The organism is Desulfuromonas svalbardensis (genome assembly GCF_055389415.1).
Map to the genome: position 1 here is coordinate 2938763 of NZ_AP042416.1, position 13191 is coordinate 2951953.

The 13191-nt window shown below is 42.2% G+C and carries 6 protein-coding genes; 2 read left to right on the forward strand and 4 right to left on the reverse strand.

The features are described from left to right. Nucleotides 1–101: 101 nt before the first annotated feature. The 3 genes from ACZ5KY_RS13230 to ACZ5KY_RS13240 form a co-directional block, all read right to left on the reverse strand. Nucleotides 102–1034, reverse strand: coding sequence for a hypothetical protein (locus ACZ5KY_RS13230; protein WP_464244369.1), 933 nt, complete (start codon nt 1032–1034; stop codon nt 102–104). 149 nt (nt 1035–1183) lie between these two features. After that, entirely contained in the window at nt 1184–3742 is a 2559-nt protein-coding gene (locus tag ACZ5KY_RS13235) for a bifunctional aconitate hydratase 2/2-methylisocitrate dehydratase (RefSeq protein ID WP_464244370.1), read from the reverse strand. 180 nt (nt 3743–3922) lie between these two features. Next, nucleotides 3923–5824 carry an ABC-F family ATP-binding cassette domain-containing protein gene (locus tag ACZ5KY_RS13240; protein WP_464244371.1) on the reverse strand — a complete coding sequence of 634 codons (1902 nt, stop codon included), beginning with the start codon at nt 5822–5824 and terminating at the stop codon, nt 3923–3925. A 305-nt stretch (nt 5825–6129) separates the two neighbouring features. Between ACZ5KY_RS13240 and ACZ5KY_RS13245 the strand changes: the two genes are divergently transcribed. Together ACZ5KY_RS13245 and ACZ5KY_RS13250 are read left to right on the forward strand one after the other, a co-directional pair. After that, complete coding sequence (locus ACZ5KY_RS13245) at nt 6130–8484, forward strand: hybrid sensor histidine kinase/response regulator (RefSeq protein ID WP_464244372.1); 2355 nt, start codon at nt 6130–6132, stop codon at nt 8482–8484. Further along, entirely contained in the window at nt 8485–10674 is a 2190-nt protein-coding gene (locus ACZ5KY_RS13250) for a hypothetical protein (protein ID WP_464244373.1), read from the forward strand. Here the strand turns inward: ACZ5KY_RS13250 and ACZ5KY_RS13255 are convergent. Then, the gene (locus ACZ5KY_RS13255) at nt 10671–13082 is read right to left on the reverse strand and encodes a TonB-dependent receptor plug domain-containing protein (protein ID WP_464244374.1); all 2412 of its coding nucleotides are present in this window, start codon (nt 13080–13082) and stop codon (nt 10671–10673) included. The genes ACZ5KY_RS13250 and ACZ5KY_RS13255 overlap by 4 nt on opposite strands. Nucleotides 13083–13191 lie beyond the last annotated feature (109 nt).

The following is a 13191-nucleotide window of genomic DNA, read 5'->3' on the forward strand; positions in this document are numbered from 1 at the left end:
TACTGATCTCTGTTGCTGGATTATCGTTGGGTTTCGTTGCACCCTACTCAACCTTTTGTTGAGATTATATTTTAATTAAGTCAAAAACACCAAGGTGCCAACTAGAAAAATTTGTAGCTCACTCCAATGTTTGAAGAGAACGATTCCCAATTAACCTCGTTGAGCTTCAATATCCCAGAACCACCCGGAGTGTCATATCTATTAGATCCAGAGTCAGTTTCAAAACGGCAATAACGAACATCAACAGCTAACGCCCAGCGATCGCCAAGTAAATACTTCATAGCCAACTCGGCAACAATCCCCTCGCCGTTCGCTTCGTGAATAAAAATTTTGTCGCTTAAGTTCCAATCCGCTTCAGCATCATAGGCGACATCATGGTATTCAACAGTCCCATCAAACACAAAATGATCGCTAAGCAACCAACGCATATCGAGACCAACCCAGCCCCCTTTCCATTCACTCTCATAACTGGAATCGAGATCTGGCATGGTAAAGCCTACCGATGGGACACGAAGATTATCGCTAACAGCTTGAAAGCCATCCTGCATAACCAGGTTCTGCTCAGAGTATGAATAACCGACCAATGGTGCGAGAAATAACGTATCGTTAAAAAAACTAAACTGCGGCCCGATTGCGGCGCTAATGTCGAAAACATCCCCGTCACCGCCATCACTGTAGGATCGCGAATACTCATCGCTGCGATTGTCACCATCGTAGTCCGAATCCTGGACATCACCATCAACAATCCAACCATAACCACCCTTGAAGCGCAAATAGGTGGCAAACGGTACTCGATTATTCTCAACCACCAAGGTGCCAACAGCAGTCAATTGATAGATTTGCAGATCATCCCACTCCAGCTCGGAGAGAACATTTGGTGCGTTATTGACTCCAGCAAACGACCAGTCGAGTTGATCGGTACGTGCGCCCGCGGCGAGGTCAAGAGAAAGCTGACGAAATCGATCAGCCCAGCAATTACCAACGACCAACAGTAACAACACGACCATACTCACGAGACGAATTTTTCCTGTCATATGCACACTCCAAAATGGGACAACGTAATTTACGTTGCAGATAGAAAGGTACAAGCACTTAGTTACATTAAAGTTTTGTCAGTGCAGAAGCAATAAAAAATGGCCGCTTCATTCGAAGCGGCCATCTCTATCAAACATTTAGCTGATGATTAAATATCGCAACGCTTATACACAGCGTCAAACTCACCAAGCTCGTCGAACTGAAGGTAGTTATATACTTCATCTTTACAAGGAGAAATTTTCTCTTTGTAGATGGCCAAGTACTCAGCAGGTGTAGGTAGCTCACCTTTGAGTGCTGTCACAGCACCAAGCTCAGCACCACCAAGGTAAACTTGTGCGCCATTACCGATACGATCATTGAAGTTACGAGTCGATGTGGAGTACATGTTCACACCATCGGGAACACGCGCTTGATTACCCATGCACAGAGAGCAGCCTGGAGTTTCAATACGAGCACCAACTTGGTTGAAGATTGCGAAAAGTGCCTCATCCTTCAATTTAGCTTGATCCATACGTGTTGGAGGGCAGATCCATACGCGATCGTTTGGATTAAAGACGTTGCCTTCCCAGATTTTCGCTGCAGCACGGAAGTGACCAATGTTTGTCATGCAAGAACCGATGAAGATATCTTGGATCTTTGTACCTTGAACTTCAGAAAGAAGCTTCACATCATCAGGATCATTTGGGCATGCCAAAATAGGCTCAGTCAGATCAGCGAGATCGATCTCGATCACTGCTGCGTACTCAGCATCACTATCAGCTTTGAGAAGCTCAGGGTTCTTCAACCACTCGTTCACAGCATCAATACGCTTTTGCAACGTACCCGCATGAGAATAACCGTCTTTGATCATGCTTTCCATCAACGCAACGTTAGAGCGTAAGTAGGTGCAAACAGTATCTTCAGAAAGTTGGATGCAACCCGCAGCAGCACTACGCTCAGCAGCAGCATCAGTCAGCTCGTAAGCTTCCTCAACAGAAAGATTTGGCAGCCCTTCCATCTCAAGAACACGACCGTTAAAGATGTTGATCTTGTTCTTTTTAGGTACAGTCAAAAGGCCCTGTTGGATTGCGTAGTAAGGGATAGCGTTAACCGCATCACGAAGAGTGATACCTTCGTTAAGCTCACCTTTAAAACGAACTAAAACAGACTCAGGCATATCAAGTGCCATGAAACCAAGAGCACCAGCAAATGCGATGAGACCAGAACCAGCAGGGAAGCTGATACCGATTGGGAAACGAGTATGGGAATCACCACCTGTACCAACAGTGTCAGGTAACAATAGACGGTTCAACCAACTGTGGATAACGCCATCACCTGGATTCAATGCAACACCTTCACGCTCAGAAATAAACGCTGGCAAAGTGTTGTGCATCTTAACATCAGCTGGCTTAGGGTATGCGGCAGTGTGGCAGAAAGACTGCATGAACAGAGGAGCTTGGAACTTCAAGCAAGCAAGCTCTTTGATCTCATCAGCAGTCATAGGACCCGTTGTATCCTGTGAACCAACAGTGGTCATCTTAGGCTCGCACGCTGTACCAGGAAGAATACCTGCAACGCCACATGCCTTACCAACCATTTTTTGCGCCAAAGAGAAACCTTGACCCGCTTTAGGTACTGGATTATCCGCATCGATGAACATCGTTGGAACTGGCATACCAAGAGCGATACATGCACGCTCAGTCAATTTACGACCGATGATCAAAGGTGTACGACCACCAGCACGGAACTCATCGCTCACAGTACTAGGAGCAATTTCAAATGTCGAAATTTCTGCGCCATCAGCACCCGTTACTTTACCAGCCTTAGTGTCAATAGTGATCACATCGCCGCTGTTCATTTTGCCAACGTCCATACGCAATGGAAGTGCACCAGAGTCTTGAGCAGTGTTAAAGAAGATCGGAGCGATAACGTCACCGATAATCACACCAGCACGACGCTTGTTTGGTACCGCAGGAATATCATCACCAATGGCCCACAATACAGAGTTACACGCAGACTTACGTGAAGAACCTGTACCAACAACATCACCAACAAATGCAACCTGATGACCTTCAGCACGCCATTTAGCGATTTGAGCATTGCCTTCGGGGAACGATGTTTTTCCCATTGCTAAAGAGTGAAGTGGGATGTCAGGACGACTCCATGCATCACCAGCAGGTGAGAAGTCATCAGTGTTGATCTCGCCGTCAACCTTGTAAACCATAACTTTGATGGTTTCAGCTAGTGCAGGCTTAGAGGTGAACCACTCAGCAGCAGCCCACGACTCAACTACCTTCTTCGCTGCAGCATTGCCAGCTTTGCACAGAGCAAAGACATCATCAAATGCATCATAAATCAGAACCATGCCACTCAGTGCACAAGCTGCTTCGTCAGCAAGCTCAGAGTTCTCAAGAGCACCGATCAAAGGCTGGATGTTATAACCACCCATCATAGTTCCAAGAATCTGTACTGCTTCAACTTTATTTACGAGAGGTGAAGAGGTCTCACCTTTAATAATTTGAGCTAAAAATGCAGCCTTAACTTCAGCAGCAGGATCAACACCTGGGGAGATGCGCTCCTTAAGAAGGTTTAAAAGAAACTCTTCTTTGCCTGCAGGTGGTGTCACCAACAGTTCACATAGGCCTTTTGCTTGAGCGGGATTGAGAGGCAGTGCAGGAATACCCTGTACATTTCTCTCTGCTTCGTGTTGCAGATACGCTTCGATCATTCTTTTGATCCTCCTAGAAAGATTACGGTTTTAACTGAGAAAACCAGTAGATAAGTAGTTTTGATCTATATAATAGTAGTGTAGACCAACCAATCCATTGAAATTAATCTGTGTACTGTATACGAAATATCAAGAAAAAGTCAACACGGAAGTCGTAAACAAACACCACCCCAAAGTGAGTTAGCTCTCTTTTTTCAACTCAAGCTCTTCCCAACGCTCATACGAATTATGAAGAAGATTTTCGACCTCGGAAAACTTCTCTCCCAACGCAGTAAGCTGATCGACAGATGCATTTCCAGGTTCGGACAAAGAATGTTCTACCTGTGCTTTTTCATCTTCTAATTGTTCAATTTTCTGCTCTAATTCAGTCAGCTCTTTTTTTTCTTTAAACGTTAAACCGCTCCGCGCTCTCGTTGAAGGTCTCGTCACCAGTTTTTTTTCAACAACACAGACTGTTTCTTCAACAATTTGCGCCTCATCCGCTAACTGACGCTGTCGGCACATATCGCTATAATTGCCGGCATAGCAAATCGCTTCTCTATCGGCACCAAAAACCAAAATTGACGTGGCGATACGGTCAAGCAAGTAGCGATCATGAGTGACAATGAGTACACAGCCACCAAAATCAATTAATGCCTGCTCTAATACTTGTAGCGTTTGGATGTCTAAATCATTGGTTGGCTCATCGAGAATCAATAAATTAGCACCCTGCAACATCAACAACGCCAAGAGTAAACGAGCTCGTTCACCACCGGAAAGAGTTGAAACAGGTTTGCGCTGTTCAGCATGATCAAAAAGAAAATCTTCAAGATAACCCGTTTTATGGCGCTTCACCCCAGCAACGGTCACCCATTCCCCTGCACCGAGAACCTCGTGAACGAGGACTTTAGGGTCGAGACCACTACGCTGTTGGTCGATGTAACCAATGTGTGTTTTCCGACCGACAGTAATTTTTCCAGCAACGAGTGGCACCTGCCCTAAAACTGTTTTAAGGAGTGTTGACTTACCGCTGCCGTTAGGTCCTAAAATTCCCAACCGCTCACCGGGTCGCATCATCAACGACAAATCATCAATTAAACGCAAGTCTCCTGCCTGTAATGTTACGTGGTCTAACTCAAGAATCGTTCCACCAAGCTTTTGATCAGCTGAAAACTGTAGAGCTAAATCGCCACGCTGCGGGCCTTGCTTTTGCTCTTGCAACTTCCCTACTCGATCAATTCGAGCCTTTTGTTTTGTGGATCGTGCTTTCGCTCCTCGTTGCAGCCAAGCTTCTTCGCGACGCAACAAATTAAGTAATCGACTTTGCTGCACATTATTCGTCTCAAGTTGTTCCTGCTTCTGTTGAAGATAATGGCTATAATTGCCAGTAAATATCTTAAATTTACCTTCATCGACTTCGAACATTCGCGACACAACACGATCAAGGAAATAACGATCATGAGTTACGAGCACTACGGCACCGGGATAGCGGATCAATTCTTCCTCAAGCCAACGGATACTTTCGGCATCAAGATGGTTAGTTGGCTCATCAAGTAGCAGTAAATCTGGTTGATTGAGAAGCACTCCGGCCAAGGCTATCCGCTTACGTTGCCCCCCTGAAAGCTGGCCTACGGGCTGATGAATATTCACAACACCAAGGCGACTACAGAGATCACCAATACGATGATCAATATTCCAGGCTTGATGTTGATCAAACCACTCTTGAAGTTGCTGCTGCTCCTGTAGCAAGGTGTCCGCTGTTTCAGCCTGACAGTTACCAAGTTCTAGACATACAGCTTCGTATCTTTCTCTTCGACTATGTACTTCGGAAAGTGAGCGTTGTAAATACTGCTCTGCGGTCAGCTCCCCATCTAATTCAGGTTGTTGAGCTAAATAAACCACGGAGGCATGACGTTTTTTAGTCACACTGCCACCATCGGGATCATCCAAACCAACAAGAATTCGAAGCAATGTCGATTTACCACAGCCATTACGACCAATCAGACCAATTTTTTCTTTTTCATCAACAGCAAAAGTGACCTGAGTCAAAATTTGACGCGACCCATAATGTTTATCGAGCCCTGTAACATCTATGACATTCATCTTATATTTATAACCTTTACGTATACCTACATAGAATTCGATGTATTTTTAATCGTTATACCTCGCACAGCACCAGATACCAAACTCTTTTACACTGAATCAATCAGATTTACATTGACGCAACCAACTATCAACTATACGATAATGTGATTAAATATGGCTAACTAAGCGTGACCGTGGTGGTCCCGTCGCAGTCCAATCATTTGCACGCTAATTCCAAAGCAATCATTAACACTATGCCCCAGCCTAATCACGCAACAATCAACTCAAAAATAACACGTATTGTCATGCTCACGTGCTCAATAGTGATCTTTCTCACACTACTGGTATCTCTCTACCTGCAAGGAGTAACGTTTCGCAATAGTATGATCGACAAGATGTCGACCCTAGCTAAAATTATTGGTGAAAACAGCCATGAAAGCCTCACGTTACGCAAAAGTTTTATAGCAACCCCCATCCTTGAAACACTCAAAACAGAACAGACAATCCGTGTTGCATACCTGTTGAATAAAAAGCATGAAGTATTTGCACAATATTTAAACCGTGATCGCACCACTTTTGCTCAACAACTAAAGATAAACGCCTTCCATCCAGAACAGCTTAAACGCGCAATACAGAAGAAACAGATCATTCACCAATTCATAAATAATAAACTATGCATCTATTCACCCATTTTTCATAACGACGTCTACCTTGGTGCAGTCTACCTTCAAGCTAGTCAAGAAGTACTAATACGCAACCTCCTGCTATTTACCATTGCTGCACTCGTTATACTCAGCGCTGCGCTGGCGATTGCGTACCTAATGTCAGCTCGGCTGCGGACACATATTACTCAGCCGCTACACCAACTTGTTGATCAAATGAAAATTATCACAAGTGAAAAAGTTTACGCTACCGATATTGGGGCAGAAATAGATAATGATATTGTTGAAGTCGATGAATTATTGACAAGCTTCAATGACATGTTGCACCAGATAAACAAACGTGAGTTCGCTCTACAAACACATAGTTTTGAACTTGAATCTCAAGTAACAAAACGCACGGCGGATCTAAAGCAAAGTAACATCGAGTTGCTATCAACCGTCGAAAAGCTAGGACTCGCTAGAAATGAAGCCATTGAAGCCAGTGCGGCGAAATCGCGTTTTTTAGCCAACATGAGCCACGAGATCCGCACACCCATGATTGGTGTCCTTGGGATGGCTGAATTACTTGAAAAAAATGTAACGGATCACACGCAAAAAGAACTTGCTAAAACAATTCACTCCTCAGGGGAATCACTCCTAAATATTCTTAATGACCTACTTGATATCTCAAAGGTTGAGGCAGGAAAACTTGAACTTGAGATCGCCACTTTTAACCCGACCACGGCATTAGAGACTTCAGCTGAGCTGCTTGCTGATAACGCTATTAACAAAGGGTTAGAGCTGACAACCTTTCCATCACCTGAACTCCCATCACTTGTTCAAGGCGATGCGGGGCGACTTCGTCAGATCATCCTCAACTTACTTTCGAATGCAATCAAGTTTACAAATAGTGGAAAAATTTCAGTTGCTTTATCGTGCCATGAAATTAGCGATAAAATAATATTGCTCATTTTAAAAGTTGCTGACAGCGGGATTGGCCTTAGCGATCAAGCTAAAAAGGATGTCTTCAATGCCTTTACTCAGGCCGACAGCTCAACAACACGCAAATACGGCGGTACAGGCTTAGGTTTAACAATTGTAAAACAGCTTACTGAGTTGATGAATGGCACAATAGAGATTAGCGATACGGTTCCACATGGCACCTGCTTTACGCTCAAAATACCATTTACATACGAGCGGACGCCACGACAACAGCCTATCAAGACAATAGACAAAACAACTTTAATTGCTACAGACAATTTTGATCTATCGACAATGCTCTCATCGCACTTATCTGCACTTGGAGCTAAGAATTCGACAATCAATTCCAAAAAAAAGCTACTGCAACTATTGAATGAACCTACGCAATCATTTGACACCATCTTTATAGATAATACTCTGCTTGGCGAGCCAAGGACATTCCTCACTGAAGATGACCATCCACTCAGGAATAAAATCATCTATATTAGCTCACACAGCCAAACACTCACTACAGAATCACAAAAACAGCTTGGTATTTTAACGTGCCTGACAAAACCAGTTCATGTGAAAGATATTTACCAGGCCGTAATGTCTTCACACATTAACGAACCAACAGTCACAGCCTCACCTGTTAAATATTGCGCTGATGTATCAAATCACTCTGATAAAAAAATATTACTTGCAGAAGATAACTTAACAAATCAACGATTAGTCCAACTTATTCTTGAACAGCAAGGTTATCAACTCACCATGGTCAGCAATGGGCAACAAGCTATTGATGCAATTAAAAATTCACAATTTGATTTAATATTGATGGATTGTCAAATGCCAATCATGGATGGATATAGGGCATCTGAAATCATCCGTCAAACTAGTCAAATTCCTATTATCGCCCTCACAGCACATGCGAGTGATGAGAATACCCAAGCGTGTTTAGCCGTTGGGATGAATGCCTACCTATGCAAACCATACCGTCAAAAAGAGCTACTAGATCAAGTAGACGAATTTTTAAACAATGAATCACCAACGTGTAATTTTTATACTGAGGTGCAATAAATGTCGTTGCAACAGTTCAGCAACCCCAAAAGATATTTTTTTCCTTTAGCCATCTTGCTCTACACGATTATTCTAATCATCTTATTGATTTGGTTCATAAGGTTAAAACCAAGTGAGCCTGCTGAAATTACGCGAGTCACATTTAACAAAACCGAAAATATTCTCATCATTTCTGGCGAGAATCTACCGTCCAATTTCTCTGCAGTACTTACCCCCAACATGCAAAGAGAACATGACACACTAAGTTCACGATTCACATGGGGACGTGCATTTAACATTGCAGGTGATAAAAACCACCTATGGGTAGCAAACGCTCCAAGTGAGATTCTTTCTTACAGCATCATCAATCCAAAAAAACCTGTATTAACAGGTGTTCTTTCACTTAATGTAGATTTCAAAGCCTGGAATATAACCATTGAAAAGGATCGAGCTCTCATTGCAGGAGGTACTTCTGGACTTGCATATATTGATATATCTGACCCATCAACTCCACAGCATAAATTTACCATCAATCCAAAAGAAACCATTATGGACAGTACTATCAAAGATGACTTAGCAATCATTGTTACAGCAAAACAAGGCCTTATACTCCTAGATATTCATGATGACACACCAAAAGAAATTAGCAAAATAAACATTGAAGGAACTCTTAGGAGTATTTATCAGAATGGTAACAGGGCCTATGTTCTGGGTTCAAAAAACAAAAAAGGGGTACTGCATATCATTGATATAACACACCCCCGTAAGGCAAAACGAATAACCACCATCGAACTACCTCACCCTGCTACTCAATTTGCACAGATCGATGACACAATTTTCATCTCTATGGGTATAAAAGGGCTCTATATTGCTACAATCAATAGTTTGACTCAGGAGATAGGTAGCTACAGAATTGAAGATATCTCAACCTTTGGGATTTGTGCCGTTGACCATGATATTTATATTTCTAACGGATCGCACCATATCTATCATTACCGAACCGACAACTACAAACTCACCCACATAAAGACCTTTTTAACGACAGGGAAATGTCAGAGCTTATTGCTTTTCAACAATTACCTCATCGCGTGCCTTGGTGAAAAAGGGTTCGCCATCTTTGATCCATCCAAGCAAAACACCACACCTCAAGCTAAAATCGATTTAAATAAAACATATGGCCGCGCTCTGAATATCTTACATCGAGACAAACACTTTGCCATTTCTTCTAATTATAGACTAAACCTCTTCACTGAATCTGAAAACGGTTCAATATCACAATATGACTCGATCAATTTTGCTGCAAGAATCACTGCTATCACCATGGATCATAGATATGTATATGTTGCGCTGCAGAACAACGAGATCCATATCATCAACCTGAACCCTAGTGTATTAATACGAACTAAAAAAATTATTACATGGACCGAATACGTTGAAAAGCTAATCGTAGACAAGTCTAAGTTATACCTCGGCACCAAACTAGTAGGCATCTTCGTTCTCAATCTTGAGGAATCGAATATATCGCAAGAAATAACGCCATTCATCTCACTTCCACATGACAACTATGTCATAAAAGATAACCGTCTATATCTTGCAACAAGGCCATACGGATTAAAAATCTACCAAATTAATAAAAAAACACTACCGTTACTGATCGGTGAACTTAAATACCCAGCAACCGTTGAAGAAAGTTCGCGAACGAGAGGTATGGTAATCAAGGATGGCTATGCATTGATTTCAAATGGGAAAAGGGGATTATTAAGTGTCGATATTAGAGACCCGAAAAAACCAATAATTGGTGACGCTTTAGATTTGTCAGGATACTGTAATCAGATAGCCGTACAGGGGAATAACGCTTACATCACAACTAACCGCACAAAAACGACAGTGGTCGACATTAGCGACCCATTAAAGATGAAAATACTTTGCGAACTACCAACCACGACAGCAGTTGCTTTTAACGATAACAGGATCTACCAAATAAATGATATCGGCGTGTACATCAACTCACTGCCGCAGCCGCTGAAAATTAAAAGTCAAAGTAAGAACTTGGTGGAGTTTGAATTACCAACAGAAGCCACAGAGGGTTACTACGACCTTCAACTCGCCACTACACAACAGCTTACAAAGTACAGTGATTTACTGCACTATTCACCACATCAAAATTGGACCATGACTCGTGAACCAACACCCTCAATAACTAATCACTAGAAACTGTAATCAACTCCGACCCACAATTGCCGTCCCATTTGATAGGTCACTTTATTATTAGAATAATCATAGCCATATAACTTACGATTGAAAACATTATACACATCAAGAGCTACCGTCATTGTTTGAGTCTCAGTTAGAGTCTTCTCCCACTCTAGCTTCCAATCAAAGGTTGTTGAACTGGGGTAACTACGGTCATCGTAAACATCAATTTCATCACCATTCGGCAAAAGATGATCATCTTCATAGGTCTTCCCTATCGCCTCATAGCCACTGCGGTAACGGGTAATATTAGTAAAAGAAAAACCATACTCAAGGTTCACACGATAGATCAAATTAGCAGACCAGTTACGATTATAATCAGCACGCGGCAAGTCAGTTTTAAGTTTCACCTGATCCTTATACCAGACTAGATCTTCAAAATCTTCAAGCTCAAAGTTATCGGAATAATCTTCATTAGTAGAGAAACTACGCTGCCACGTGCCATCTACCAACAGAAAGTGCCGATCCCATTCACGCTCCCAAGCAACAGTGACTTCTTTGTGACGGCTATTACCAAGGTTCGTCCACTCAGAATAAATATAGCCATCCTCATCTTTACTCATGATATCTAATGACAAACCATTCTCGCTATTACGATCGATATAGCAAAGATTTAACCGCCCACCTAACAAATCTTGTTCAAAGGCAACACTCCACTCATCGACCTTAGGTGTTTTAAGATCAGAAAGTTGAATTTGTCGAAATGAAGTACGCGGTTTATCCACCCACTCTTCGGGGGTATTGTCAACCTCAAGAACTTTACTACGTTTCATCGTTGTATATTCTTTACGTTCCCCCGCAATAGCGTGACTGAGTAAACTTTTCCCATAATATCGATTTGAACCGGCACTTAGGATAGATGAACCATCAGCGAATAGATCAAAGAACACAGTATTACGAAAGGCATAATCCATATTTTTATTCAAGTCATTATAAGATAAATTGACTCCTGGACGTAACGTTATACGATCCCATATTAGGCTATCCTCTAGATAGGTTTCCAATGATGTCAATTCACCTTCAGCCGAATATTCGGGATAAGTTGTTTGATACCACGCAAACTGCTCTCCTGAGATACAATCGATATCACCTTCGCTACACACCACATTGTCATCAGTAACCCATGTACTATAATTTGTCGTTTGCTCTGTTCTTTCTTCACGACCTTCCACTCTCTCAACGGTCACACCAGTAACCCATTGATGTTGTACTGGGCCCGTTTGTACAGTCTCAAATTCAAAATGGCTGGCAAACGTCAACGTTTTTTGTTCTTTTTCAATATTACCATAGCCACCTTTTTTACTAAATTTCTCTCCCCAATCAACGGAATCGGTATTACGGTAGCTAAAATAATTTTGGGGCGCAGTGCGAGAATTTTCGCTTTTCTTGAATCCAATGATAAATTCAGCAACGCCAAAGCGGAACTGGTGTTCCAAATTTGCATACAGGCTCCAGCCGCCGCCCTCGATGCTATAGTCACTATCTTTGACGCCATCTCGAAAATATTCCCCCTCGTAAGGAGTCGATAGGTACGTTAGACGAAACGTTGTTTTTTCAGTGGGACGATAAACATATTTGATAAATCGATTTTCCCTATCGCGATATTGTTTCTGTGTTTCACCAAAATTCTGTAATGGAATCTGTGAATAAATTTTGGAATAAGCCATCAAGACCCCCATAGTATTAGAAAGGGGGACGTCAACACTGACGTTACCATAATACTGCCGAAATTTCGGCTGTTGGTCAGCTTGCTCTGAATTTATAAAATCCTCATTGTCTACACGATCAACATGAAAACTACTCCACTCAGAACGTGTTGTTCTTGCAGATATTTCGCCACCAAATACCCCAGAAGGATCACGTGTTTCAACATCAATCACGCCACCACTAAAACCACTATAACGAGCAGAGACATTACTACGTTGAACTGAGATAGTGCCGATCAGAGACGCATCAAGAAAGAGTTCCTGCGAATGACCGGGAACCAAAGTTGGGCTACTGGAGTTTGTAGAAGTCGGATCAAGTAAACTATTATTACTAATCCCATCAATCATGAAATTATTATCGTAAACGCGACCACCAGAAATAGAAATTTCAGCCGGCAATATTTCCCCACCAGTTAGTGATGAATTATCTGTTTCGCTAAACTGAATCCCTGGCAACACTTTAAGAAGATCAGTAATAGCGCCATCACCTTGCGGTAACGATTGTAACGTTTGCCTATCAAGCACAGAAGAGCCCGCTGTAGTAATCGCTGCCGTATCAACTACAGTAATTTCAGGTAAACTGTTTTCAGAAAACGATTCTGCCCAGAGTGGTGCAACAAAAACTGAACTCGCGATCAACATAGTCAACAATAAGCGCATCAGCCCCCCATGATTTTAATTAATTTTCTAAATCTCGCATTTACCTGTATACATATCAAGATTATTTTAACAAAATAGATAATCTTTCTACAAAACGACCTTGCAAAAA

Excerpts from the sequence above, each read along its gene's own strand:
- ACZ5KY_RS13230 (WP_464244369.1), bottom strand. The coding sequence starts at position 1,034 with ATGACAGGAAAAATTCGTCTCGTGAGTATGGTCGTGTTGTTACTGTTG.
- ACZ5KY_RS13235 (WP_464244370.1), bottom strand. The coding sequence starts at position 3,742 with ATGATCGAAGCGTATCTGCAACACGAAGCAGAGAGAAATGTACAGGGT.
- ACZ5KY_RS13240 (WP_464244371.1), bottom strand. The coding sequence starts at position 5,824 with ATGAATGTCATAGATGTTACAGGGCTCGATAAACATTATGGGTCGCGT.
- ACZ5KY_RS13250 (WP_464244373.1), top strand. The coding sequence starts at position 8,485 with ATGTCGTTGCAACAGTTCAGCAACCCCAAAAGATATTTTTTTCCTTTA.
- ACZ5KY_RS13255 (WP_464244374.1), bottom strand. The coding sequence starts at position 13,082 with ATGCGCTTATTGTTGACTATGTTGATCGCGAGTTCAGTTTTTGTTGCA.